This is a genomic window from Natrinema hispanicum (assembly GCF_004217335.1).
GTDB lineage: Archaea > Halobacteriota > Halobacteria > Halobacteriales > Natrialbaceae > Natrinema > Natrinema hispanicum.
The window spans coordinates 181987-207902 of record NZ_SHMP01000008.1 but is presented as its reverse complement, the minus strand read 5'-3'; the positions used below and the strand labels follow the sequence as shown (position 1 = coordinate 207902).

The 25916-nt window shown below is 59.4% G+C and carries 22 protein-coding genes and 2 pseudogenes; 10 read left to right on the top strand and 14 right to left on the bottom strand.

Annotated elements, in window-relative coordinates:
* The first annotated feature begins 532 nt into the window (after nt 1–532).
* On the top strand, nt 533–1441 hold the full coding sequence (locus BDK88_RS18980) for a CPBP family intramembrane glutamic endopeptidase (protein WP_165397006.1): 909 nt from the start codon (nt 533–535) through the stop codon (nt 1439–1441).
* 122 nt (nt 1442–1563) lie between these two features.
* Here the strand turns inward: BDK88_RS18980 and BDK88_RS18975 are convergent, their stop codons facing one another.
* The 6 genes from BDK88_RS18975 to tenA all read right to left on the bottom strand — a co-directional run bounded on the left by BDK88_RS18975 (nt 1564) and on the right by tenA (nt 6893).
* Nucleotides 1564–2331 (bottom strand): glycerophosphodiester phosphodiesterase, encoded by a 768-nt coding sequence (locus BDK88_RS18975; RefSeq protein ID WP_277613492.1) that lies wholly within the window; start codon nt 2329–2331, stop codon nt 1564–1566.
* 478 nt (nt 2332–2809) lie between these two features.
* Nucleotides 2810–3262, bottom strand: coding sequence for an OsmC family protein (locus BDK88_RS18970; RefSeq protein WP_130501710.1), 453 nt, complete (start codon nt 3260–3262; stop codon nt 2810–2812).
* A 544-nt stretch (nt 3263–3806) separates the two neighbouring features.
* Complete coding sequence (locus tag BDK88_RS22165) at nt 3807–3932, bottom strand: hypothetical protein (RefSeq protein WP_277613490.1); 126 nt, start codon at nt 3930–3932, stop codon at nt 3807–3809.
* The gene (locus BDK88_RS18960; protein ID WP_130501709.1) at nt 3932–5464 is read right to left on the bottom strand and encodes a sodium:solute symporter family transporter; all 1533 of its coding nucleotides are present in this window, start codon (nt 5462–5464) and stop codon (nt 3932–3934) included. The genes BDK88_RS22165 and BDK88_RS18960 overlap by 1 nt, the downstream gene beginning before the upstream one ends.
* 2 nt (nt 5465–5466) lie before the next feature.
* Nucleotides 5467–6231, bottom strand: a complete 765-nt coding sequence (locus tag BDK88_RS18955) for a TenA family protein (protein ID WP_130501708.1) — start codon at nt 6229–6231, stop codon at nt 5467–5469.
* A complete protein-coding gene (gene tenA, locus BDK88_RS18950; RefSeq protein ID WP_130501707.1) occupies nt 6228–6893 on the bottom strand; it encodes a thiaminase II in 666 nt (221 codons plus the stop codon). The genes BDK88_RS18955 and tenA overlap by 4 nt, the downstream gene beginning before the upstream one ends.
* Before the next feature lie 307 nt (nt 6894–7200).
* Here tenA and BDK88_RS18945 point away from each other — a divergent pair, with 307 nt between their 5' ends.
* Together BDK88_RS18945 and BDK88_RS18940 are read left to right on the top strand one after the other, a co-directional pair.
* Entirely contained in the window at nt 7201–8481 is a 1281-nt protein-coding gene (locus BDK88_RS18945) for a GTP-binding protein (RefSeq protein ID WP_130501706.1), read from the top strand.
* Between the two features lie 2 nt (nt 8482–8483).
* Nucleotides 8484–8750, top strand: coding sequence for a hypothetical protein (locus tag BDK88_RS18940; protein WP_130501705.1), 267 nt, complete (start codon nt 8484–8486; stop codon nt 8748–8750).
* A 106-nt stretch (nt 8751–8856) separates the two neighbouring features.
* Here BDK88_RS18940 and BDK88_RS18935 read toward each other — a convergent pair whose 3' ends face one another.
* From BDK88_RS18935 to BDK88_RS18915, 4 genes are all read right to left on the bottom strand, one after another.
* Nucleotides 8857–10104: an FAD/NAD(P)-binding protein gene (locus BDK88_RS18935; protein ID WP_130501704.1), complete on the bottom strand. Its 1248-nt coding sequence runs from the start codon at nt 10102–10104 to the stop codon at nt 8857–8859.
* A 201-nt stretch (nt 10105–10305) separates the two neighbouring features.
* The gene (locus tag BDK88_RS18925; protein ID WP_130501703.1) at nt 10306–10527 is read right to left on the bottom strand and encodes a DUF7511 domain-containing protein; all 222 of its coding nucleotides are present in this window, start codon (nt 10525–10527) and stop codon (nt 10306–10308) included.
* Nucleotides 10527–11960, bottom strand: a complete 1434-nt coding sequence (locus tag BDK88_RS18920; RefSeq protein WP_165397005.1) for a metal ABC transporter substrate-binding protein — start codon at nt 11958–11960, stop codon at nt 10527–10529. Before BDK88_RS18920 ends, BDK88_RS18925 begins: the two co-directional genes overlap by 1 nt.
* Before the next feature lie 244 nt (nt 11961–12204).
* Nucleotides 12205–12549: a carboxymuconolactone decarboxylase family protein gene (locus tag BDK88_RS18915; protein WP_092934776.1), complete on the bottom strand. Its 345-nt coding sequence runs from the start codon at nt 12547–12549 to the stop codon at nt 12205–12207.
* A 595-nt stretch (nt 12550–13144) separates the two neighbouring features.
* Between BDK88_RS18915 and BDK88_RS18910 the strand changes: the two genes are divergently transcribed.
* Complete coding sequence (locus BDK88_RS18910) at nt 13145–13339, top strand: DUF7511 domain-containing protein (protein ID WP_130501702.1); 195 nt, start codon at nt 13145–13147, stop codon at nt 13337–13339.
* Between the two features lie 208 nt (nt 13340–13547).
* Nucleotides 13548–13666, top strand: a pseudogene (locus tag BDK88_RS21940) (CopG family ribbon-helix-helix protein); the annotation flags it as partial.
* Between the two features lie 92 nt (nt 13667–13758).
* Here BDK88_RS21940 and BDK88_RS18900 read toward each other — a convergent pair.
* The 4 genes and pseudogenes from BDK88_RS18900 to BDK88_RS18885 form a co-directional block, all read right to left on the bottom strand.
* A complete protein-coding gene (locus tag BDK88_RS18900; protein ID WP_130501701.1) occupies nt 13759–15870 on the bottom strand; it encodes a PAS domain-containing sensor histidine kinase in 2112 nt (703 codons plus the stop codon).
* Between the two features lie 329 nt (nt 15871–16199).
* Nucleotides 16200–16970: a response regulator gene (locus BDK88_RS18895; protein WP_130501700.1), complete on the bottom strand. Its 771-nt coding sequence runs from the start codon at nt 16968–16970 to the stop codon at nt 16200–16202.
* Nucleotides 16971–17107: 137 nt separating this feature from the next.
* A pseudogene (locus BDK88_RS22415) lies at nt 17108–18451 on the bottom strand (dihydrolipoyl dehydrogenase family protein).
* A gap of 150 nt (nt 18452–18601) precedes the next feature.
* Nucleotides 18602–19024 carry a hypothetical protein gene (locus BDK88_RS18885; RefSeq protein ID WP_130501699.1) on the bottom strand — a complete coding sequence of 141 codons (423 nt, stop codon included), beginning with the start codon at nt 19022–19024 and terminating at the stop codon, nt 18602–18604.
* A gap of 350 nt (nt 19025–19374) precedes the next feature.
* Here BDK88_RS18885 and BDK88_RS18880 point away from each other — a divergent pair, with 350 nt between their 5' ends.
* From BDK88_RS18880 to BDK88_RS18860, 5 genes are all read left to right on the top strand, one after another.
* Nucleotides 19375–20067 carry a hypothetical protein gene (locus BDK88_RS18880; RefSeq protein WP_130501698.1) on the top strand — a complete coding sequence of 231 codons (693 nt, stop codon included), beginning with the start codon at nt 19375–19377 and terminating at the stop codon, nt 20065–20067.
* A 70-nt stretch (nt 20068–20137) separates the two neighbouring features.
* Nucleotides 20138–21925 carry a spermidine synthase gene (locus BDK88_RS18875; RefSeq protein WP_130501697.1) on the top strand — a complete coding sequence of 596 codons (1788 nt, stop codon included), beginning with the start codon at nt 20138–20140 and terminating at the stop codon, nt 21923–21925.
* Nucleotides 21926–21927: 2 nt separating this feature from the next.
* Complete coding sequence (locus BDK88_RS18870) at nt 21928–22512, top strand: hypothetical protein (RefSeq protein WP_207225332.1); 585 nt, start codon at nt 21928–21930, stop codon at nt 22510–22512.
* A complete protein-coding gene (locus BDK88_RS18865) occupies nt 22509–23465 on the top strand; it encodes a hypothetical protein (protein ID WP_130501696.1) in 957 nt (318 codons plus the stop codon). The genes BDK88_RS18870 and BDK88_RS18865 overlap by 4 nt, the downstream gene beginning before the upstream one ends.
* Nucleotides 23466–23604: 139 nt before the next feature.
* Nucleotides 23605–25911, top strand: a complete 2307-nt coding sequence (locus BDK88_RS18860) for a pentapeptide repeat-containing protein (RefSeq protein WP_130501738.1) — start codon at nt 23605–23607, stop codon at nt 25909–25911.
* The last annotated feature ends 5 nt before the right edge of the window (nt 25912–25916 follow it).

Sequence of the window (25916 nt, the reverse complement as noted above, 5' to 3'; positions counted from 1 at the left end):
AACGTATCCCGACCCTCCGTTCGGGCGGAGGGTATGGAATCACGATTCGCGGTAAAATACGGTCGGCGAGGACAAGGGCCATCCTAACTATGGTAGTAGTATAAAACAATACGACCCGGTGGGGTCGCGTTCAGTGGCCCCGTCGGCACGTCTGGTCATGAAGTGCAGGAGTTGTGGGTAGTTGGGGCCATGCGGAAGATAGGAAGACTCGCAAAAGGTTCCGTGGCAGGAACATGCCTGCATCACCGTCTCGAAACGTAATTGCTCGTCCACTCATCTCTGATGCGAGCCAGTGTTTGACTCCACGGTGCGTGCACTCTCTTATCTTTGGCTACTGAACGTCACTGCAACCTGATCGCACGACGGCTATGCGATGAGCGTGCCTTTCGTTCCAGTTGTCACTATAGCTACGTCGTTTTTCACTAGAATATAATATATGCACGTAACTGTAACACACTCTTAGGATGTCTACGACACATCGTGTATCATGAACTCGCGCGGAATAGCTGAGTCGAGACCGAGTGATTCCGCAGTGAATACGCGAAAAGTGAGCGCGTTTCTCGTCCTCGCGTTCGGTATCTCGTGGACTGCCGCCGCGCTGCTGTACGTTTCCGGTATTGAGTATGGCGGAATCACAAGCACGATACTCGTTGTCGTATTCTTCATGTGGGCACCTGCAATCGCCGCCATCGGGGTCCAACTCAGATATGGCGACCCGATCCGAAGGGACACCGGTTCAGTCCACGGGCGACTCCGCTGGATCGCCATCGCGTGGCTGGCTCCGATCGCTCTCTTGGCCGTGACCGTTGGAATCGGCCTGGGACTGCCGAGCGTCGAATTCACCACGGACTACGGCGCGTTCCTCGCCGAACAGGGATTGTCGGAGGACCAGATTGCAGAGTCCCTTGCCGTTCTCGACGAGGCCCCGGTTCCACCGATCGTTCTGTTCGTCGTACAGGGACTCGTTGCGGGGCTAACGATCAACGCCCTCGCAGCGCTGGGTGAGGAACTCGGGTGGCGCGGCTTGCTGTTGGCAGAACTCTCGCCGCTGGGATTCTGGCGGGTTTCGGGTATCACGGGCGTCGTCTGGGGTATCTGGCATGCACCGATAATCCTGCAAGGCCACAACTTTCCGGACGCACCGGTGGTCGGCGTGATCACGATGTCCGTCTGGACCGTCGCCGCGTCGCCAGTGTTCACCTATCTGACCGTGCGGGCGCAATCCGTCCTCGCCGCCACATTCTTTCACGGGACTTTCAACGCGGTCGGCTGGTTCTCGTTAGTCTATCTCACTGGTGCTACGAACCTCGTGATCGCCCCTGTCGGTATCGCCGGGATCGGAGCTGCAATCCTCGCGACGAGCGCCTGTGTCGTCCACGATCGCTATCTCGCTGACGAGCCGATTATCACCGGTGGCCCCATCTCACCATGGGGGCGCTGAGCGGCCGTATTTTCAATCTCGCTGTTTCGCTATCGTAAATAGTCACAGAGAAGAGACGCGAGTGATGTTTGCAGTCGTTGATTTAAACGACTTCGCGGTCAGAGTATGGTAGCATCTCCACTCTAGCGGTCACGACGCGTCTCACTAGTCGCGAAGGCCGCCATGTTGGGGACGTCTGCAATCAGCCCGTCGACGTTCAACTCGAGCGGGGCTCGTGCCTCCCGCCAGCTATCGATCGTCCAGACGTTCACGTCCCGTTCTTCTCCATGTACAGTTTCCACGAGGTCGCGGTCGAGGACGCCAGTTGATGGATTGACCGCTTCGGCGTCGAGTTCACGAGCAAGCTCCAAATTCTCGGTTTTGTTCTCCCCGAAAATCGGGGCCACGGCCACGCGTGGATCGGCGTCTCGAACGGCTCGAAGCGCATCTGGGTCGAACGAGGACACGTAGTACTCTCCTGGATACTGTGACGCAATATCCAACGCGCGCTCGGCAAACTCATCCCAAGAGAGAGGCCCTGAATCCTTGAATTCGATGTTCATCGTAACGCTCGGCTTGACTGCATCGAGCGTTTCGGCGAGGGTTGGGATCGTCTCCCCGGACTCGAGTACGTCTGCTTTCAACACTGTTTCGGATGGGGTTTCACTGACGAGCCCGTCTTTATCCGTGAGGGCATCGAGTGCTGCGTCGTGAAAGACGACGATCTCCCCGTCGCTCGTCGCCTCGACGTCGATCTCGATTCGATCAGCCCCGAGCCGCGACGAGCCCTCCATGGCCGCGATCGTATTTTGGGGGAACACGTCTCTGAACCCGCGGTGTGCCGTTATATGGGGTTTCTCTCGCGGATCTTGGCTTGGGCTCCCGTGCGCTGTTCCGGTACTACTCACCATCGAGACACCGAGTGCCGTACCAGTCGCTTTGACGACGCTCCGTCGTGATACACGGTCCATAATGCGGGTGTGATCTCGTGACATCGAGTAAGCCGGCATCGACCACGCTTATGACGCTTTATATGATATCTATGTCTCTATAATTAACCATCTAGATCTACAAGTTCACAATATAGTATTAGTAATACTATTTGAGAACACCGAACGTGAACAAGAACGAGAGTTGGAGAGCGACACTGGTCATAACGGTGCCGCCAGCGTCCACCGATCACCGACTTTGTGACTCCTCGAAGCACTCGCAGATTCAGATTCGTGTATGGCGAGGTGTCTAGTACGATCGAGCTGTGGCTTGCAGGGCTGAGCGGAGACCAAGATGGCACCGTCTCGAGCGATCGGTCCAACGGGCAGCTCGACCTCCAGCGTCCTGTCCAAGGCTACGCGCAGCATGGGGATGCTGGAAAACTCCTGCTCCGATCGATCAGTTTGCTTCAATAGTCACGTCCGTTGGCGTTGGATTCCCGATGTTGTCGCCAACGGGGCAGCGCTCCTCGACCGCCTCGCTCAGCGCATCCAGGGTTTCTTGGTCAGCAGCGGACTCGACGTGGATCGTCACGCCAAGTTCCTGATAGCCCGCGCGAACGTCGTCGGCCGCACCGAGGAATTTCCGCGGGTCGAGATCGCCCTGAATCTCGATTTCGACATTCTCGAGGTCGATCCCCCGCTCTTCGCCGACGGTATGGACGACGACGTTGAGGCAGCCAGCCCACGCGCCGATGAGGTACTCAACTGGGTTGGGGCCGTCATTGGTGCCGCCGAGTGCTGTAGGCTCATCAATGACGAATTCGAAGTCCCGCGCCTCGACGACCGTCTTCGTCTCGCTCTCGCTTTCTGCTGAAATCGCGAATCGTTGGATATGATCTGCCTCGCTCATCGTTTCGTTTGACGAGACGGCAGCTCATCAAGTGAACGACCGGGGGCAGATACGCCGCCCTCTGTGACGTCCGCATTCCGCGCCGTTCCAGTCGAGCGCCCTCAGAACTCTCGTTCGCCGTGGATTGAGATCTTGAAGGAAGTCATCTCTTCAGGCAAGTATTTCGATATGAGTGAGTCGGCAACGTGACGGCTTCGCGGACGTGACGCTAGCGGAGTCAAACGGTGTGAAGACGATGTTACTTGTGGTGGTGTACCCAGTTAGTGAGTTTGATAAATGAGGACTCTTCACACGCGCCACACGAATCCGGTGGCTCGAACGTATGCTCGCCTCCGGATTCATGGATCGGCGTGCCTGCATGGGTTATTTGACAGTTCTCGCAGACGTATTGTACCGGTTTCTCTGGCGCATGTGCCATGTTACCACTGGCGGCGATATCACACATAGAACTGTTGGCTCCACGCCCGGAATTACTTGAATACTGAGAGCTTCATTCCTGTTCTCAGCGAGGGAACGAGTCGACAGAGCGACGATAGAACCGGTTTTAGATGCTCTCGAGCCAGCCAGCATCGGCGGCGATGGCATACAGTTCGTAGACGAATATGATCGCGACGCCGAGTAGTGTGCCCCACAACAACACAGCAAACAGCGTCGATCCGATGACGGCCATCAGTCGCGCACCTCCCCGCCGTCGGTCGCCGGCTCGTCGAGTTGCTGGATTTCGGTTGTGAGCTCGCCGTGGTCGTACTCGCCAGCAAAGAGCTGTGCCGCAATCAGCGTTCCGACGGTCGAGACGAGAAAGGCACCACCGAAGGCCGTCAAGTAGAGCGGATCCGCAGCCGGAAGGATGCCACCGAGAATCGGAATCGACCGCAAGAGGCCAGCGAAGTCGGGGAAGTACGCGAGCCCGACCGCAAGTCCAAGAACGCTACTGGCGAGTGCGCCCGCACCGGTGAGCCGCTCCGAGTAAAGGCCATACAGAAGCGGAAACGCGACCGCCGCGCCGAGCAGATCGGCGAGGAAGAACAGTCGGAGGACGCTCCGGGCACGGAGGCTGACGTAGATCGCGCTGACGGCGACGACGATAGTCAACAGGCGCGCACCGAGTTTGAGCGACCGGTCGTCCGGGTCGGACAGCAGCCGGGGCAAATCCGCAGTGACGATGCTCGAGAGCGCGTTGAACAGCGTGTCGACGGAACTCATCACCAGCAAGAGCGCGAGGAGGACGACCGCAAGGACGATCCACTCGGGGAAGGCGGTCTGTAAGAGCACGAAGAAGGCGATGTCGGCGTTGTATGCTGAACTCGTCACGTCAGTCACGACGTCGGCGTTGCCAGCCGCAACGAGGCCAAAGAGGCCCGCGAGGAAAACGATGAGGCCGTTTGCGATGGTCGCGTTGCGAAAGCCCCGCTCGACCGTCTGTCCATCCTCGGCGGCGTAGATCCGCTGCCACCACAGCTGGTTGATCAACTCGGCTCCGAGAATGGCAAAGGCCAGCGCGAGCCCGAACTGGAGGCCAGGCACAAAGCCAGGATCGAGCAGTGATGGATTCGTAGCCGTGATTCCGTCATGGATCTCGCCGGCACCACCGAGTGAGACGATCGCACCCGCGAAGGCAACGACCAGCAGGGGCAAAACGAGCAACGCCTGAATCGAGTCAGTGAAGATCGACGCCCGAAGACCGCCATAGCTTGTATACAACAGGACGAATCCGCCGACGAGGACGGCAGTCTGCCACTGGGGGACGCCGGCGACGAGCGAGAGTGCGCCGGCGATCCCGGTTAGCTCGGCGGCGAGGAAGACGAACATATAGAGACAGCTCACCAGCAGGACGAACGCGTACATTGCCGTGCCGTACCGAGCGTGGGCGTACTCCGTCAGTGAGTGGCCGTTCGGAATTACCTCCCGGATGCGTGGCCCGACTCTCGAGTAGGCCAGCATCGGAAGTGCTTCACCGATCGCGTAGCCGACGACGGCGGCGATCCCAAAGCTCGCCCCGGCCTCCGGCGCTGCTAGCAGAATCCAGACACCCATTACGGAGGCGACGAGCGTCGCCGTCGTCCGTCCGGTTCCGGTCGAGTTCCGAGCCGTGATTAGATCCTCGACAGTTCCGATCCGTCGCCGCGAATACCAGAGTCCGATGGCGGTGAACCCGACCAGCACTGCGATGGTCAGGCCGAGCGCCACAGCTGTCCGTACCACTATCAATCACCATCTGGAACGGTATCTTCCGGCTCGTCAGACGGTTCGAACGCGGCATCGAAGAAGGCGACTTCCAGTTCGACCGTCCGCTCGAAGAGCCGCGCCAGTCGCTGCTGTCGTCGTTGCGATGCGGCTGCCCCTTCCCGATCCAGTTCCGATCGAAGCCAGGCGACGAACTCGTCGAACGCGGGATTATCGTGGATGGTGACCCACTCAGAGAGGTAGTCCCGATCCGGTAGCGCAGTCCCCATGCCGGCCCACGAGCGATAGATCCACTCGGCCGGGACGAGAACTGCGAGTGTTTCTGCATAGCCACCCTCCCGCGCGGCACGCTCGAGTAGGTCCTGTAACGCTCGCGTCACCGGCTGCAGCGTGGGTTCGGTTCGTTCGGCAGCGGCTACCTCGAGTGCGTCAAAGGACCGCTCGAAGTAATCGTCTTCATCGTCGGTGAGAGTCTCGAGGAAGTCCGCGAGCCGGGACTTGGCGGCCATCGAGGGTGCGTCGCCGAGTGCGTGGCCGAAGGTCCCGACTAATGTCTCGAGGAAGGCGTAGTCTTGGACGAGATACCGGCGAAACGCCGCGTCGTCTATCGTCCCGGCGTGTAGTTCCTCGGTAAACCGGTGTTCGGTCGCACCGGTCCAGTTGGGCTCAGAACGCGCTCGACACCACTCGGTAAATCGCGGTTCGTCGCCGCCTGTGCTCCCGGACGCTGATCCGACGGTCGCAGCGTACTCCTCGAACGTGTCGGCGACGGAATCGCCGCTCATATCGACCACTCCTCCTGTCGCCAGGCGGCGTCCCAGAAGCGGTACTCATAGCGTGCGGAGGTCCGGAACAGTTCGCGATAGCGGTCGCGTTCGTCGGGGGTCGATTCGGCCCACACGTCGTCCATCAGGTCCTTACACCACTCGGTGAGTTCCGTGAATTCCTCGCCGGCGTACATATCGATCCACTCGGCGTACCCCGCGTGGTCGGGCCGGCCCTGCTCTGCTAGTCGCTTCCCGGTGACGTTGAATCCCCACATACAGGGCAGCAGCGCGGCGATGAGGTCACCGAAGGTCCCCGTCGCCGCAGTCCGGACGAGGAAATCGGTGTACCCCTGTGTCGTCGGCGACGGCTCGATCGCTTCCAGCTCGGCCTCGCTGATCCCGAAAGTCTCAGCATAGGCACGGTGCAGGTCCATTTCGGTGTTGATCGTTGAATCCAGCAACTCGGCGAAGGTTCCCATCCGCTCGAGGTCCGGAGCCATCGCCGCGCCGTGGGCGAACACGCGGGCGTATTCGATCAGGTAGACGTAGTCCTGACGGACCCAATAGCGGAAGGGCGCTTCATCGAGTGTTCCCTCCCCAAGCTGGGAGACCATCGGGTGCTCGAGGATCGCCTCCCAGATCGGGTCCCCGATCGTGGACAGTTCGTCAGTGGCGCTCATACGTGCTCATGGGTGCTTTGCCGACTTATAACTTCATGATATAGGCCGGTTATCGTCCGCCTGAACATACTGATACCCGTCATTGCGGCGGTTGGCTGCCCGCGTCGGAACATGAAAACAATGTGATATTTGTACAGGGGCGCAGACCGCAGCCGAGATCGGCATCCCAGCAGTCGTCCGAATTCAACTTGCGCTGCCGACGATACCGTTGAGCGAGTCGTATTTGCGGTGTCGTCTGACTACTATTAATAACTCGAGTTAGCCCACACCCAATTATAAATAATGTGGGCACAGTAGTTAACAACAGATGGCTCGAGAGACGATTCCCGTCACCGTGCTGAGCGGCACTCTCGGCGCGGGTAAGACGACCGTGTTGAACAACCTACTGAACACGCGAACGGAGCTGGACATCGCGGTGCTCGTCAACGATATGGGTGAGGTAAACGTTGATGCCGACCGCGTTGCCGAACACTCCGACATCTCGGAGGACGACGAGGAACTGGTGGAGTTATCAAATGGCTGTATCTGCTGTGAACTCCGTGGTGACCTGCTCGACGCACTCGCAAAGCTCGCACAGGCACGCGACTTCGACTATCTCGTCATCGAATCCACTGGAGTCGCCGAGCCGCTTCCAGTCGCCCAGACGCTCACGATGGGGTTCGACCAGTCGGATCTCGATCCGACTGCGTTCTACGAGGAGACCGGCATCGAAGTGATGGACTACTACGAGCTCGACACGACGGTGACGGTCGTCGACGCCCACCAGTTCTGGACGACGTTCGACTCGAAAGAGTCGCTTATGGACGGTGATACCGAGAAGGACCTCGGGAACCTGCTCGTCGAACAGATCGAGTTCTGTGACGTGCTCCTATTGAACAAGTGTGATCTCGTCGACGAGGAGACGCTCGCGGAAATCGAGGAGATGCTCGCGGTGCTCCAACCGCGGGCGGAGATTGTCCGGACCGAACACGGGAACGTCGACCCGGAACTCGTCTTGGATACAGGTCGGTTCGACCTCGAGGAAGCGAGCCAGTCGGCCGGCTGGCTGCAGGAGCTGCGAGATCCCCACGAGTCCGCCGAGGAAGAACACGGCGTCACCTCGTTTGTCTACTCGTCGCGGCGTCCCTTCCATCCCGAACGGTTCGCAGAGGTACTCGACTCGCTTCCTCCGAACGTCGTCCGGTCGAAGGGACACTTCTGGCTGGCGGGGCGAGCGGAGATCGCACTGGGATTGAACGTCGCCGGGCAGTCGATCCGAATCACGCCAGCTGGCAGATGGATTGCAGCCCTTCCACCTGAAGAGCGCGAGGCCTACATCGAAGACAATCCGGAGCTCGCGGACGTCTGGGACGAGACGTGGGGTGACAGAGGGACCCAACTCGTTCTCATCGGCACCGAGATGGACCACGATGCCCTCCGTAGTGACCTCGACGACGCGACGTTGACCGACGAGGAGATGGATGCCGACTGGGCTGCCTTCGAGGACCGCTTCCCAACGTTTGGTGGCGAAGAAAACGCCGAAGAGACGACCGAACAGGACGATCAGACGAGCGAGGATCAAGCCGAAGAGATCGGCCTGTCTGGCTAACGATGCCGTCGCCACGCTCGCTCTTTCAGACGGCTGTCGATGCAAACGTGCCGCGCCAGACGCGCGAGACCGCCATCAATGGGCTTGCCATGGCGGGTGCGACGACGCAACTTCGCGTCATCGTAGTCACGAGCGGTCTCGCTGGACCGTATCGTCGGCAGGCACTGTCTGCACTCGATCTGTGTGGTGCGACCGACGACCTCGAACGACTCGCTGCCGACTCGAGCCTTCACCGATCGCTCCGAAAACAGGCCGAAGCGTTGGTGTAGCCTCGCTTCTCGCGGTTCGCTTTTCATCGCGTTGCAACTGAAGATCGCAGTTACGACATCGGCGCAGCCGAGAGAACACAGCGGGCGAGGATCACGGACATCCCCCTCAAGTTGGGTGTGCAGGTTCAACTGCGGTCCGGCGCTGTCTCCGCGAATCTGGACAACTCGCGAGGAGTCGCTCAGCAACTCGACGCGCGCCGACGACGTTCCGAGCCAGCGGTCCGACCGTCGTCTCCGCGAGTTTCCCCGCGACAGATATCCTCGAGTCGGTGCCGTCGGTACGTCGCCAGGCGAGTGTCCGATCGTTGAGGACGGGAAAGCCGTTTGCACCGCGCTCGAGACCGAGCGTCTCGGCGGCTTGGCTGACCAGCGGATGGTCGGGTGCCGGCTCGAGGCCCGTCGCAAGCAGAACCTGTGCGTTCGCTGTGGACGCGCCGTCAGCGAACCGGACGAGCAAGCCATCGTCGGTGGCGTAGGCGCATGCAATCTCGCCGATACGGATCGTGAGGTCGCCCCGATCACGGGCATCGGTCAGTCGATCCATGACGTAGGGTGGGATCGTCGCATCGTTTCTGACGGTCCGAATTCGGTCGTGTCGCGCCTGAGACCCGGCTGGGAGCGTGTGGAGGTGGGTCTCGATATGTCCCCAGTTGATCCAGTATGGGTCGGCTTCCGCGAGTGCTGTCTCCAAGTCGTGTCGAGAAAGCAGTGTTACATGCGTCTGCTCCGCGAAGCGGCATGCGAGCTGTGCGGCCGTGATGCCGCCACCGACGACGATCGTCGTGCCATCGACCCCTGTCGCCGCCATCGGATCGAATCCGTCGTCCCAGACGTGGGCGAGGGGTGCGGTGTCTGGCACCGTCGCCGTCCACGCCGGGTACGTCGGCTGCGGACCGAGCCCGAGAGCGAGACCGACGCGACGAGTAGCAAACGCCTCAGCATCCGTCTCGACTCGAAGGGAGTCTCTGGCGTCCGGATCCGTAATCGCACTCACTGTTCCCCGGACGTGACAGTCCGCGAGATTGTGGCGGTCGATAACGTATCTGGCATGGTCCAGAAAGAGTTCGAGGGTGGGTCGGTTCGGGTAGTCGTTCGTTGCAACGAGTTCGTCCCCGCGGTCGTGTCCCGTTGCGAACGTCTCGAGGGAGAACGGCTCGGTATCGATGTGGTGGACGAACGACGAACGGAGCGTCCGCATGCCACACTGTCGCGCTTTGGTGGCGAACGATGCGAGCAACTCCTCGTGGGGGTCGATGATCCGGAGGTCGTCGTGCGTGTAGCCGCCGCTATCGAGGAGGTGATTTGCGAGACAGGTTCCGTGAACGCCGCCGCCGATGATGACGTACTCGTACATTGGATTTCGATCGGTGATTGTTGGGTGGCTGTGTGCCAGTGCTGCTCGTCGCCGCCGTCAGCCTTGAGGACAGCTCTGGAACGGCCGGTTCGGTGTCGATCGAGACGTCCTCGAGGACCGGCCGCTCACCGTAGCGAAACGACACCTCGTCGACGCTGATGATCGGGTCCGCTAGGTGCCGTTCGGTCGCTGGTTCGGCCGTCATCGCATGTCCTCGAGATCGACGAACGAGTCGCCGTGGGCCGTTATCCACGTCGTCGTTCGATAGGGAGCGGCCACATCCGGCGGATAGATCGTACAGGCCGATCGTCCCGTCGTCCCGACGACGACCGCCAGCAGTCCCGCACGCGATGGGCCGGTCGCCCCTGATTCTGTTGATCCGGTCCACTCGGGTTCGGAATCGGTCGGTATTGAGTCGCTCATTACGCGTCGAGGGCCTCCGTCAGCGTCTCGAGGTTGATGTTCTCCATAATCTCAACGTACCCCCAGCCGTCATCGGCCCACTCCTGAGTCTGTCCGGGGATCGGCGTCAGTGGAAGCACGTCCGTTGCATCCGTCTCTTCGACGAGTCGCTCCGCTGCTGTCTGTGATTCGAGCGGATCAGCACAGACGTACTCGAGGTCGTGATCGGCGATAATCTCCTGGGCGCGCTCGATGTCCTGTAGCGTGGGCTGGTCGTCCGGCGAGAGACTGGTGAGCGTCTGCACGTCGAACTCGTAGCGCTGTCCGAGATACTGGAAGGCGTTGTGCCCAGCGACGAACACGACGTCTTTGGACGGGTTCTGGAGTTCGGACTGAAACGTGTCGTCGAGTTCGTCCAGTCTGGCGCTGTACGCATCAGCGTTTTCGGTATACACCTCGGCATTGTCGCCGTCGACATCGGCGAAGCTGTCGCGGATGGTCTCGACCGCCTGTTTGGCGCGCATTGGATCGAGCCAGAAGTGCGGATCGCGGCCGCTGGCGTGGTCGTGATCGTGACCGTCTTCCTCGGCTGCGTGCGCGTCCTCGTCGTCACTGGTGTGGTCGTGATCGTCCGCAGTTCCGTGATCGTGCTCGCCGTCGTCACGAGAGACGCCTTCCGCCAGTACTGTCACGGTCGACCCGGTGTCACCGGTAAGCTCGAGCGTGATAGTCCCTGTTTCGGTGTGAACCACGTAGTACTCCTCGATGCCGTCGCAACTCTCGACGCTGTGGGCTTCGTGAACGATGGAGCCCGAAGTCGGGTGTACGGTGTCGTGGCTGTCGATAAAGAACGCGTACTCACCGTTCTCGTCGGCTTCGAACGCAACGTAGCCGGTCCCTTCGGGACGTTCGACGGCGTACGGCTGGTGGGTTTGTGAGAACGTCGCCGCGTTCGCTGCAGACGGAGCCGCAGTGAGTGAATCCCTATCGCCGTCTTCCATGTGGCCACACGCGTGAGACACTGCGTGACTGTCGAGGGAGTCGTCACTGTGTGTGTCGTCGTGACTGTGTTCGTGATCGCCTTCACGGAAGGTGATTCCCTCGCCAACGGCCACGGTTTGCACGTCGTCGTCGTCTCGAACGCTCTGGACGAGGTCGTCAGCCCAAGGTTGGAACCCTTCCATCCCGTGGATAAACAGATCGGACTCGAGAACCGTTCCTTGGACCTTCGGGCCCGGTTCCCATCCGTGTCCATGCTTTCCGATCGGGACGAGTGTCTCTACGGTAGCAGTGTCGCCTGCGACCTTGCTCGCAAAATCCCCAAACACGAAAAAGGATGACTGTGCCACTGTCCCGTCGCTGCCCGAAGAATCCGAGAGACACCCTGCGGTCGTCCCGAGCGTGGCTGCTCCAAGACTCGTTGCAATCAATTGTCGGCGGGTATGTTTCGCCATCTGTTACTAAGTCTACTACACTAGATAATAATAGCTATGATAGAGATTAGGGATGTTAATAAAACTGGCCAGTGTCACAGGGCGTGTTACCAATATAGATGTGGTACTTGCCACCACCTTTTGGCGAGTTGCGGTGACCGTGCCAGTCACTGTCGAGTTTCCTGAGCGTAGACATCGAAACGACGAGCATCGTCCGCTGGACGCACAACGATAAGGGTTGACTGCAGGATGCCCCGAAGGTAGTTCACTCGCTCCGTTCTGCTTCAAGCGCCTGCAGCGTTTCGTAAGCGTCGACCGCGTACGTCATCGCCGGACCGCCGCCCATGACGACGGCGATTTTCAGTGCATCGACGATTTCATCATGGGTTGCACCAGCCTCGAGTGCGGCGTCTGTATGCCAGAGAATGCAGTGGTCACAGCGGGTGACGACGCCGATCGCGAGCGACAGTAGCTCCTTGGTCTTGTGATCGAGAACGGTTGTCGCTTCTGCCGATTCGATGAAGCCCGAAAACTGTTTCAGTTCCGGTGCTTCCTCCACGAGGTCGCCGAGCGTCCCCTTGAACTCGTCTAGCTCCTGTGTGCGTGACATCAAGTAGCTACTCACCGAGGAGGACTAAAATGTGATGGGGGTATCCCGGGTAGCGTCAGCCGATACTGCCTGTTTATCGCGTGACCCCACCAGAACCGGCACTGCTCGAGTTCTCGCTCTCCAGAATTTCAAGTACAAATGGCACAGCGTTCGCCGTGTAGCATCGTCCGATTTCGGAGATTGGGAGGACGAGGAATAACAGTCGTTACTGAGTGGCTCCTAGAAGTATTCTCACGGTGTTGATTACATCCACATTATCGTGAATTGGCCGATAAGTAGTTGTGCTTACTGTTCGCTTTCAATTTCGACAAGCGATTTGGTTCCACACTGACAATGCGGATACCTTCCCTTCCGTCTTATTTTCCCATCAGGAAGCCGAATAGCAGGATAAACGGCATCACAGTTAGGACAGATGGCGACGATCTCTTGTCCAGTCCGAGTGTTGCTCATTCGAGATAATCGGGCCGACAATGCCCACACAGATATATCAGTGCGTCGAGACTAATAAAGAGAAATCACAGTTATTGTCTTAAGACCTGCATCCTATTGTCCATATTTAAGGTTTTTAACCCCAGAAGCCGTGTGCGGACATGACATGGATGAAATACCTGAAAACGCCCCTTCAACCGACATTTCGGATCAAAATGAACTTATCCATGTCTTGATCGAAGACCCAGGAGAAGCTGACAAGTGTGTGTTTTTCCCAGAAAATGCAAGATGTGATGAGCTACATGCAAAGTGGATCCTTGCTCTCGAGGATTCGCACGTCCACCTAAAAGACGCTCAATAGTTCGCCTGTACTTACCGATTCAAAGGGGTGGTTCGCGGAGGGGTCTCTGACACTTGGTTGTCATTCCAAAAATGAGAGTATCGCCAGACTCAGGACTCTTACTCTGGACTGACGAAGCACTATACGGACTACTGTCAGTCAGTTCCGGTGCAACCGCGACCCGCACTGCGGTTGCACCGGTACACCGTTACAGCAGATCATATAAACCATGCGAACGAGTTTCAATATTCCAGATGGCTTCTCGAAGAGTTCGATCAGGTCTGGGAGGACGAAGGAATCGACAATCGGTCACGGGCAGTCCGAGAAGCGATGCAGGAGTACATCGAGTGAAAGTAATAGTTCTGCGCGACAGCAAATAGTGAATTTCCACTCGAGACAGATCGTATCACCGGAGACGCCCTGTCGTCGGCCCCATCGCATCAAGCTGGACTCTGTTGTGCTGTGGTCACTTCAAATCGTGCGCCACCGTCCTCGCTATCGGTCACGTCGACTGTCCAGCCATGGGCTTCGGCGATTCCCTTGACGATGGCGAGCCCGAAGCCCGTTCCCTCGCTTGTTGTCGAATACCCCTGATCGAATATCGCCTCGCGTATCGCAGGTGGAATGCCTGGCCCGTCGTCTGCGACATAAAATCCGTCGCGACTCTCGAGCCGGCCGACGCGGATCGTCACGTCGTCACCGCCATGGTGTAGCGCATTCGAGAGGAGATTCTCGACCAATTGCCGCAGCCGAGCTTCGTCACCCTCGAGGCGATAGTCCTCAAGCGCGACATCGATGGTCGCACGGTCGTTCGGAAACGTCTCACAGACTGACTCGAGTAGCGTCGCCAAGACGATCGGCTGGGTCTCGTCGACCTGCCGGCCGTTGCGTGCGAGCGTCAGTAGATCGTCGATGAGCGCGTTCATCCGTTTGTGAGCGGCTTCGACGCGATCGAAGTCGTCCGACGCACCGCTCTCACGGCCGAGCTCGAGTGCAGCCTGGGCGACTGTCAGCGGGTTCCGGAGGTCGTGACTGACGACGGAGGCGAACTCCTCGAGACGGGCATTGGTCCGTTGAAGTTCACGCTCGCGTTCTTTGCGTTCGGTGATATCTTGAAACGCGCCGCGTGCACCGATGAGGGTGCCATCGTCGTCGTACCACGGCGCTCCGAGCGTTCGAACCCAGCGTCTCTCATCGGCGGCCGTGATGATCCGCAACTCCAGATCGTAGCCGTCACCCGTTTCCCGCAGTCGTTCGAATGCGTTCGTAATCGTCGCTCTATCTTGTGGATGATAGAAGTCGATCCCGTCCTCAACCGTTGGCTCGTACTCGGTTGGCAGGTCGTGGATGCGACAGACTTCGTCTGTCCATCGCATCGTCTCCGTCCGGAAGTCGACTTCCCAGCCGCCGATATCTGCGGCGGCCTGGATCTGCCGGAGAAACTCCCGCTTTTGCTCGAGTTCACGGGCACGTTGTTTGTGTTTGGTGATGTTTCGCCCCTCGGTGACGAGTAGGACGACTTCGTCTCGATCATCCGTGATCGGTCGAATCGAAAAGTCGATAATGGCCGTTTCATCAGCACCTTGTACTTCGACGTCGTATCGGACGAACTGGCCGTTCGCAGCCGACGTGACAGCGTCTTTCAGCTGCATCCGAGTACGCTCGTCTCGCTGCCACCAATACGTGTCCCAGATCGGCTGGCCGACGACCTCCTCGCGTTCGAGACCGCCGAATTCGAGCGCGGAGTCGTTGGCCTCGAGCAATGTTCCGCCGGTGTCTAACAACCCGATATACTGGTACGTCTGATTGAAGATGGCGTCGTACCGGCGCTCTCGATCTTTCTGTGCGGTGATATTGCGTGTCGCGCCGACGAGTTTCTCGACGGTGTCATCGACAATGACGGGGGCGATCCGCGTCTCCCAGTAGGGGCCCTCGTTGGGGACCGAGACGAGTTCTTCGTATTCGATCGGTTCACGCCGGGCAACGCACTCGCGGTACTTCTCGAGGATGGAGTTCCCCTCTTCAAAACCGAAGACGTCACGTAACCCCCGCCCGCTGAGTTCATCGCTTGTAAGTCCCGTGTGGCGTTCATAAGCGGGGTTTACTCGTTCTAACTGAAACTCGTCTGTCTCCTCGTCGAGATCGATGAGGAAAAGCGCATCCTGCGTGTTCTCGAACAGTGTTTCTGCGAGTTCGACTCGTTCTTGACGCGCCTTGCGCTCGGTAATTTCGCGGGAAAGTATCGTGAGGCCGTCTGCGTTAACGTAAATCGACACCTCGATCCATGAGTCGAGTGGATCGTCGAATCGTGTCTCGAACGAGCGTGCTTCTTGCGTTTTAATCGCTTCCCGACACTGTACCTCGAATGCGGACCCCCGAAACGATGGAACGACATCCCACACGACTTCGCCTTCGATAGCCGCTGCTGGGACGCCAGTCCACTCCGCCATCCGGTCGTTCCAGTATGTGATTCGACACTCGGTATCTACTGCACAGCATGCATCCGAGATACGTTCGGTCAGTTGTTCGTACGTCGATTGGCTAGTGCTCATTTGATCATTGTCGGACGGCGGTATCTTCGAGGCACCGTATCAGTAGCGTGTATTGGTCAACTCCGGGCACAGACTGATGAAAAGTAGGTCCGTCCCGTGCGATGACTCCAGCAGTCGGGTCGTCGGTTTCGCTTCCCGCAATCGATTCGAAACGGGAGTTAGCGGTGACACAGTGGGCGGAGACTGTGCGTTCTAGATGGACCTCCGACACGTCCCGTCGGGACACGTTTTCGGCGTTCATTCGTGGCTGCGATATCATCCAGTCCGATGAGTTGGGCGATCGCCGAACCGTGCTCTGGTCGGCACGTTCGTATCAATTCCAAGATGTGTTAGTCTCCAGTGACAGCCTTGCGGATCCGATCAGCCAGTTCGTCGTACTGTTCGGTATCCGGCCCCTTCTGAACGTAATCGGTTACGCCAGTCTCGATAGCCTGACTGGCCACCGATTCACTGCCTTTGGCAGTGAAGACGATGAACGGCATCGTCGCGTCGTTCTCGCGGACGGCTTTTAAAAAGTCGATCCCGCTAATCGCCGGCATCTGATAGTCGCTCACAATACAGTCGAACGATTCCTCCTCGAGTCTGGTCACCGCTTCGAGGGAACTCGCTGCGGTGGTAACAGTCATATCGTCGTTCTCGCGCTCGAGGTAGGCACCGATCGTCTCGGGAAGTCCCGGTTCGTCGTCGACGAGTAATACCTGAATCTTCTCGCGCTCGTCAGGCTGACTGTCCGGTTCGCGCACACTCTCGAACTGGATCTGATGGCGAACCGCGAGGTCGAGCCACTCGCCAATGTTCCCGTGAAGGCTCGTAGACTCGACGATCTGCTGCTCCGGATCGTACGTGATCAATCCAGTGCCCACGAGTTTGGGAAAGTGACTGTGATGTAACGACGTGCGAAGGTGCTCGCGGTCGACCGCTCGAGACTCGTCGCCGTTGACCTCTGCGATCACGTCGGCGAGTTCGTCAACCGTCGCAGCCCTATGCTGACGAAGGTGGAACAGAACAGTTCGCCGACTGGCGTCGGAGAGTACGTGAAATAATTCGTCGTTCGAGAGATCGGGGCGGCCGCGGCCGTCCGGTGTACCATCGTCTCCCATACTTGGTAGAGATGACCACACAATCATAAGTGTTATTTACAATTCAGAAATATTATAAAAATACCCGATAGTCCAGCTATGCGGACACCCTTCCGAGATAGCAGGTTCGTATCCCTGGTGAATCCGAACCCGGTCTATCACGTGACTAACTTTTCTGTGATTGCGTCCGTGCAACCCGCTCGGACGGCGTGGATCGTGTCAGCGACCTCGTCGACAGTCGCACCGACCCGCATCGCGACGACTGCCTCGTGTACCAGCATCGATGCCTCGTATCCGATGACGTGATAGCCCAGGATCTCACCGTCAGGTGCCGCTCGCACCTTCACAAAGCCGTCGTCGAGTTTCTTCGCACGACCCATCGCCGAGTCGGCGTACTCGGCGCGACCGACGACGTACTCGCGCCCCTCGGCTTCGAGTTCGTCCTCGGTCACGCCGACACCGGCGATCTGCGGCTCGGTGAAAATGGCGTGTGGCATCGCACTGAGATCGAGCGCTCGGCGCTCGTCATCGACGACGTTGTCAATCACGTGACGCGTCTCGTAGTCGCCAGCGTGTTTGAACAGGGCGTTTCCGGCGACATCACCCTGTGCCCACACGTTCTCCGCTGACGTCTCGAGGTACTCGTTCGTCTCGATGAAGCCGCGATCGTCGACCTCGATACCAGCAGTCTCGAGGTTCAGTACGTCGGTGTTCGGCCGTCGACCGAGTGCGACGAGGATGTCCTCGCCGTCGACAGCGATCGTTCCCCGGCTTCAGTCTCGGCGTGGACGCGATACCCATCTCCGAGTGCCTCGACTGCCGTCACTCGGTGACCGGTGTGTACCTCGTGACGATCACTCGCGATCTCGGTCAGAGTCGCCGCGACCGCACCATCCTCGCGCGAGACGAGCGAGTCGTTCTTTTCGATGATGGTGACGTCCGTCCCGATCGAGCCGAAGACGTAGCCGAGTTCGACGGCGATGTACCCGCCACCGAGAACGACGAGGCTTTCGGGTGGGTCGGTCAGGTACAGCGCCTCGTTGCTCGTCAGATAGTCACACTCCTCGAGACCATCGATCGGCGGCACGGCGGGGCGGCTGCCGGTCGCAACGACGACGTTCTCGGCAGTCACGGCCTGTCCGTCGAGTTCGACCGTCCGTTCGTCGACGAACTCGGCTCGTTCCTTGAAGAGCGTGAGGGAAGCTTGCTCTCGGATCGTCGCTCCATATCCGCTGCGATACCACCGAGCAGGTCGTCCATCTCGTCGACGACGGCGTTCCAGTCGATTCCCTCGAGGCTGGCGTCGACGTGAAACGCGTCGGCGTCTCGAACGTGGGAGACCGCGTTTGCTGCCTGGATGAGCATCTTCGAGGGATTACAGCCTCGGTTGAGACACGTCCCGCCGAGCGGACCGGCGCCGTCTCGAGGCCGTGATCAGCTGCTGCCGCGGCGACGTTGTTGGCCGTACCACCGCCGATGATGAGGACGTCAAAATCAGACATTTCAGCGATACCCACTCCAGGAACGCCCAAATAGCGATCGAGGATGTGCACAAGTAGAACACGATCGACGAAAGAAGAGGGTACCGCGCTCGATTCTCGTGCGAACCGACGAGCGACGAGCGGGTAACGGAAGACGTACTGGGTTCAGAATCAATGTGCGGAGTCTTCGATCTCAGTGTAGTACGTCGATTCGGACCACTCACCGTCGAGATATGCGGTGGCCCACTCGGGTTCGAGAAAGACCATGAAGAATATCTCATCATCCTCGTAGGCGGTCGGCATCGCTCGCCGATCGAACCCTTGCTCGACGATATCGGCGTAGGCGTTCCCGAGAATCGGAACGTCGGCTTCGACTCCGCGACTATCGGTATACTCCGGAATGAACATCCCAGGTAGGTCCCATCCTGTGACCGAGAGGTCCTCGTCGATGGTTTCGACCATCTCTGCAGCGAGTGTTCTGTCTTTCTCACTGACGGCGTCCACGTCGCTCTCTGATTCCCCCTCGGTTTCGTTCGGGCCATCCAGACAGCCTGCGACGGTTCCGACGCCGCCAGCAATCGCGGTCGTCAGCATCGTTCGCCTCGAGACACCGCGGCAATTCCTGGGAATTCTTCGGTACATTTTGCTCACTTCGTGTCTTTGGTGACTTCGCTTCGGTTGAGCAAAAAGGAACCCCGGTTATGCAACACCGACGAATGGTCGAAAAATGGACTGATTGTGGCTGCTTGTTCCGTTCTTCATCGGGCTGGCAAGATCTCGGGCGGAACGCAGCTCAGGTAACTGAATGGCGCAGGGGACTGTGCGAGGCAGTGCACGACCAGTGTACTGAGTGTTGCTGCCGCCAACAGCGTTCGATTAGTGATAGAATAAATCGCAAGATAGTTAATACAGTTGTCTAATATTTCAGAGAGGAATCGAAACCCATGCGCCGTCGTCAATTTATCGTCGCCACCGGTCTCGGAGCGGTCACCGCTCTGGGTGGATGCCTCGGTAGCAAGTCACCACCACCACGGAAGTCGAGCGTCGTCTCCGACTTCGAGGTGAGCGACGGCACACTCGTCGTTGATCTTGCCGACAATAAGTGGGTCATGTCCCGTTACGACGGATCACAGCAGTCTCCCGCCACGGTAAGCCCCGTTGGTATCGCCAGCGCGAAAGGCAGCAGTGGCGGCGGCGGTGGCCGAGGCGCGACCGGACGCGGCACCGGCGGATACACCTCTGCGCCACATACGAGCCACGGACACGCGTGGTACCACGGTGGCGACTACGCCGACGACTGGTACGAAGACCACGAGGAGGAAGTGACGCAGTACCCCGTTACTGTCGCCGCACTCGGGGTCGCCTATCTCGGTAGCACCGATCAAATGCAAGACGAGGCACCAGACGCAGGCACAGTCCCCTGGGACGAGACGTTCCAGAATCCGAGCGGGACCGTCATGTACGACATCACCAACCGTCCGGAGTTCTCCCAGGCGGGCTGGTATCGCGTCGGTGCGAACATTGTTGGCGGCGATTCGAATCATGACTTCCGCTGGGAGTGTTACGATCTCGAGGTCAGCGACGGCGCTACGGGCTTTCGGATCGACGAACAGTGGAAGGTGTCGCCACGCATCTAAGCTGTGTGTCTCCCCTGCCCTCGACGTGCCCGCTCGAGGGAAATCTGAGCGAACGGTGATCCGCTTTCCCATGTCCGACACACGAACTGCGACGGCTGCCCTCCTCGTGCTTACGTTCGTCGTCTCGTTCTGTAGTTTCGTCTACGAGTTCGTCTACTCCGAACTGCTAACGGTGATGTACGGCGGGACCGTGACGCAGTACGTCATCACCGTCGGGCTGTACTTCTTCAGTCTCGGCGTCGGCGCTGCGCTCTCGGACGACTTGAATCCCGAGGACTACGGCGGGAACTTCTTTCGAACGGAAGTGCTTCTCGCTGCCGTCGCTCCCGCGGGCTTTCTGCTCATCGTCGGCCTCAACAGCGTTCGGGTTCCACGAGCCGTTCCACCGGAACTGCTCTGGACAGTCGCACGGCTGCCCGTCATCGTCGTCGGCTTTCTCTCGGGATTCGAACTCCCGCTTTTGACCCACATGGTCGACGACCGTGACGACGATGGCACGACAACACCCGTGTGGATCCATCGCCTCGGCGACCGGCTTCACGACTGGACCGTTACCTGCCTCGGCATCTTCTGGAACGTCGAGCGCAAGGAAGGGCGACGGAGCGGCCTCTCGGTCGTACTGGCGATGGACTACGTCGGCGGCCTCTGTGGGGCGGTCGTGTACGCCAGACTGCTGTATCCAAAGCTGGGACTCATCCCGACGATTTTCGTGCTCGCGTTGCTCAACGCCGTCGCAGCACTCGCCTTCGTCGGCTACTTCAGCGGCTGGTCGTGGCCGTCGTCCGACAACGATGCTCGGAGACTGTTCGGTGACTCGACGCCGACACCGCTCGTCGGCCGCGTCCCGAAGACGCTGCTCGTCGTCTGTCTGTTGCTGACCGCATCGTACGCGGGCGTCGTGGCTAACCACGAGACAGCAGACGAGCGACTGTCGGAACTCTACCTCGAGCAACAGATCGAGAACGAGTATCCCCCGGGCGCGATGAGCGTCGAGATCACCGACCAGGAGACGACACGGTATCAGCACGCCATCCGCTACGAGCGTACCTGGACTGGAACCGGGCCGAACCCGCATTTCACCGGGCGCTCCGAACAGTGTCTCAGGCTCGGGTCGGCGGTCCAGCTATGCGAGAGTTGGGCCGACAGCTATCACAACGGCCTCGTCGACGTGCCGATGTCGCTGGTCGACCACGGTCCCGAGACGAAGGTGCTCGTCGTCGGCGGCGGCGACTGGATCGCTATCGACCATCTCCGACAGTACAACGTCACCGTCGACCACGTCGACCTCGACGCCCAGTTCATGAACATGACGAAGCACGACCCGTTCTTCCGTCACTGGCACGACGACGCCTACGAGTACGACCGCCTACAGACGACCGCCGCCGACGGCTACCGCTATCTCCAGCAGACGAACGAAACGTACGATCTCGTTCTCCTCGACGTCCCGGGTGCGACCGACGACGACCTGCTCACGCTCTATTCCAAGGAGTTCTACCGCTCCGTCGGCCAGCACCTCTCGGACGACGGTGTGATGGTGACGTGGGCATACTCGGCAGACCGCTATCCCGAACATCACAAAGCGTTCGTGAACACGGTCGGTGCCGCCGGATTCACGCGACAACTTCCCTACTGGGCGTGGGAGGACATCGACAGCGACGGCGAGACCGAACGGGTCGAACGATTCTACGCCTTCGCACCCGGCGATCGACAGCCGCTATCCGTCGCCGATGGGACCGCGTACGTCCAGCAGTACCGTGACCGCTATCACGATCGCCAGTGGCACCGTGTCCCCCGCTACCGCGGTGTGCGGGTGAACTCCATCTTCCATCCGAACTACGACGTCCTCGTCGATACCTGACCATGCCCGAAAACATCCTTCACTCGACCGACGACAGGCCCACAAAACTGTACTTCGGCTACGCCGATGCGACGCCGGATCTCGAGGCACTCGACGTGAAGACCGTCCACCCCGACACGTTGCTCGAGTCGCCGGCGGTGTTTACCGTCATCGGCGAGTCACACTACGTCGGGCTGCCGGCACTCGGCTTTCACGAACTCTGTTCCTGTCGGCCGGTGTCGCTGGAAACGGCCTACGAGACACCACTGTCGACCGATGTCGAACGCACGTTTCGCTTCGACGGGGACACCCTTCTCGCGACGACGACCGTCTCGGGTCGACCGATCGACGCGTTCCCCGGCCCCGAGACGGCAACGGTCGCATTCCGGTTCGGCCCCGACGCGTGGACCACGATCTGCGTCGACGAGGCGGGCTACGAAACGTACCACACCTATCCGGAGTACGGACTGGCGCTTTATACCGAGACGAGCCTGCGCCTGCACGCGTCGCGTGCCGGGCGCTCGAGCAACGGCGACGAGGTGACCGACGATGCGATCCACGAGACGACTACCATCACACCACAACAGACCAGCGAACACACACGATGACAGGTAATTCGACACAGACGACCTACAACGGAGATGTCACGATCAACGGCTCGGAACGCCCGCCGATCGAACTACACGACCCTGCCGACGTGTTCGTCACGACAGCCGGTGTCGGCGGCGACCTCGAGGTTCGCAACGCGGAGTACGTATTCACACACCAGTCCGTCGACAGCGGCGTCAGCGTCGCCGACGCGGAGACGACGATCCGTGGTGATCTCGAGGACGGCTACGTCGAGCGGACTGATGGCGACATCCGCATTACCGATACGGAAGACGTGTTCGTTGCCACTGATGCCGTCGACGGCGAGTTTTCCGCACCCGGCGCGGAGAACGTCTATACGGATGCTGTCTCGACAGCGGTAACACCCACCGAGTACGACGTCTCGACCGTCGGCTGGCAGCAGTCCGGGCACGCGAGCGATCCATCGACCGGCGGCTACGCGGTTGGGATGGACCACGAGATCGAACTCGAGGGGGTGCGGACGGACATCGAACTCTACCTCGTCGGCCACGGCCACGAGGTATCCGTTGACGGCCGCAGCGCCGAGGTTTCCGTTCACTTTCTCGGGTATGATAATACTGTCAACGTCGGCCCGCATCTCGCGACCAACGTCGTCTCTGATACCGGCTTCGACAACGAAATCGACGCCGAACCGTATCCCGCAGCCGACCTCATCGAGATGTCTCGGGACGAAGCGTACGCGAACGCGGGATTCGGCCGCCGGAAAGTGACCTTTCAGGTCCCAGCCGACGACGAAGACTGGTGTTCGAACTGCGGGCGAGAAGCCGATGCGATCATCGAACGCCACCAAATGGAGGCGTTCTTCCTCTTTCGTATTCCCGTGTGGACCTACGAGCAAAGTACCAACCCCGCACAGGAGTGTGAACACTGCTCACCAAACGTCGTTCACGCCGAACTCTCGCCCGAAGAACGGCGGCGAGTTTTCGAGTGACGGTCGTATCCACCGAAACTATATAGCACACTGAAATCTATCGTGAGTATGACCGTCATATCGAGAGCTACATCGCGTCAATCGGGGTGTCACGAGGTGATACGATAATATGTCGAAAAACGAACCAAAACCGGCGCTGATGTCGTCGTCGGCCTGTCGGTACACGTTCGACCCATCGACGCAGACGGACGCCGAGCTCCAGACGACGTGGGAGTGTCCACACGAGGCACATCCCGAGAGCGAATACTGTGTGTTCCACATGAGTCGGGACGAACGCGTGGCACACGACGTCACCGCCGACGATATCGTCGATGTCCTCCAAACGAACCTCGAGTCGCCGGACACCCGCGTCAACGAGTACGTGGGCGCGGATCTGCCACACCTCTCACTTACGTATCAGGACATCAACGGCTCGACGAACCACGTTCTCAATTTCCAACATGCGGACATCGACGGGTTGGACCTCACTCACGGCTGCCTCGATCAAGGGCTCATCCTTCGAGAGGCGACCATCGGACAGCTCAAGTTCGAAGACTCAGTCGTCACGGGCGTCGTCGAGGCGAGTGACCTAACAGTTCAGGGGACGGTGACGACCGACGAAGCGACGTTCGAACAGGACGTGCGACTCGACGGGGCCGTCTTCCACGGTGATGTGAACTGTGATGAGACGACGTTTCGAGGCGATACCACGTTCGAAGCGGCGACGTTCCACGGCGTTGCCCACTTCCGAAACGTCGAGACCAGCGGCAGTAGCCACGTCCTTGAGGACCACATTTCCTTTGCCGACGCGACATTTCGTGACGACGCGAGTTTCCGACAGGCGACATTCGAGTACGTCACGTTCGAAGGCGCACAGTTCACCGCCGGTTCCGACTTCGAACACGCTGATTTCAGTGGTAACGCCCGGTTCGACGGCGCGACGTTTCAGCAGATGGCTGACTTCGACGAAGCGCGCTTCGACGACGACGCGAGCTTCGAGGACGTACGCTTCATGCAACTCGCCGAGTTTCGCGGTGTCGAATTCAACGGCGGCAGCCGGACCACGAACGACGACGTAACCTTCGAGGGAGCAGTCTTCGAGAGTGAGGCCGACTACAAACTCGCCCACTTCCGATTCGCGGATTTCAAAGACGCGACGTTCAAAGGACAGGTCAACTTCGATCGGGCGACGTTTACCGCCCGTGCGGACTGCCACCGCGTGCAGATCGCCGACGAACTCGACCTCGCCTGTGCGACCTTCGAAGACGAAGTCGACTTCACCGAGAGCAGTTTCGGCGACGACGTCATTGCTGTCGAGACAGCATTCCAGGGGGATGCGACGTTCGACGAGGTGACGTTCACTGCTCGAGCGCGATTCGACGAAGCTCGCTTCAACGAAGATGCGAGTTTCTCTGCGGCGACGTTTCACGGGCTCGCGGAGTTTCGCGGAGCGGTGTTCGAAGGCGAAACGCGACATCTCGAGGAAAACGCATCGTTCAAGGAAGCCGTCTTCCGAAAAGACGCCGAGTTCGAGGCGGCGAACTTCACGAACGTCTCGTTTTGGGATGCGACGTTCCACGGGCGCTGTGATTTCCGGCATGCGATCATCCACGAGTCGGCACAGTTCCGACTGCTCGATGGTGGGCGCGATACGTACGTCGATTTCACCGATGCAACGATCAACGGCGGGACGATCTCGCAGGTCGGCGGCGACGCGATCCCGTACGACCTCACACGGGCAACGATCGGCGACATCCAACTCGAGGGACAGGGGAACGAACACGAACTGCTCGACCACTTCCGGTTCTGTCTGACCGAGTTCGACCACTTCGACTTCAGCACTCATCACGCGTATCTCGAGCGCAACGACTGGACGATCCACGACTTCGTCGGCAACAGCGCGACCGGCCAGTTCGCCGTCGAGATGAACAACGAAATCATCGAGGAGACGTATCGCAAAGCACAGGACAGCGCCGATGCGGTCGGTGATACGCCTGCAAGTAGGGAGTTCGAGTTCAAACGCTACTACTACAACCGCAAGACCAACCTCGACATCATCCGCAACGAATACTCGTTGAACGCGTTTGGACGCGTCAAAAAGAGCGCGAGCGTCATCCTCAATATGTTCATGCAGGTGACCTGCGGGTACGGCAATCGACTCCCACGGATTGCTGCGTTCACGTTCCTGTTGCCCGCGCTATTCGGGCTGTTATATGCCCTTGGCGGTCCGTTTCTGACTCAGGCAGGAAGCGTCTTCAACGCGAGTGGGGTCGACAAGACGCCACCGGACGTCCTCTTCGACAGCGTCTACTACAGCTACATCAGCTTCAGTACAGTCGGTTACGGTGACATCAACCCGCTCGGTCCCGCAGCGCGGGTTCTCGCCGCGAGTCAGGGGATGTTGAACGGATTGTTCTTCACCCTCCTCACGTTCACGCTATTCAAGCGCGTGCTCGGTGGGAGTTAACCCCA